The following is a 332-nucleotide window of genomic DNA, read 5'->3' as shown; positions in this document are numbered from 1 at the left end:
TTGCCGTCGTCCCAGGGGCTGTAGGCCTGTTGGTAGGCGGTGTAGGCCTCTTGGTGGGGTTGGGTGGCGGCGTGGATGTCCTGGAGGGCGTGGATGAGTTCGGTGGAGGTCCTGGGCGTCGGGGTAGTCGGCGACGTCCCACAGGTAGCCGTCGCCGGCGCCGGGGGCGATCTGGCCCACGCGCGGGTGCGGGCGCACCAGCAGCACCTGGTCCTGGGAGAGGGCTGTTTTGGCGGCGGCCAGGTCCAGTTGCAGGTTCAGGCGCAGGATGTTGTCGAACCCGAGCTGGTCCTCGCGCCAGGTCGGCGCGTACAGCACCACGGTCTTGCCCG

General features: G+C 69.9%; 1 protein-coding gene. It reads right to left on the bottom strand.

The genetic code is table 11. The annotated features are described in order from the left end of the window. A partial coding sequence (locus tag IF29_RS49195) for a CDP-glycerol glycerophosphotransferase family protein (protein WP_408640852.1) occupies nt 1-318 on the bottom strand: 318 nt, incomplete at its 3' end. Nucleotides 319-332: the final 14 nt, after the last annotated feature.

Source organism: Streptacidiphilus jeojiense (genome assembly GCF_000719095.1).
GTDB lineage: Bacteria > Actinomycetota > Actinomycetes > Streptomycetales > Streptomycetaceae > Streptacidiphilus > Streptacidiphilus jeojiensis.
Note: the sequence above shows the minus strand (reverse complement) of the source record. Positions and strands in the feature narration are given on the sequence as shown.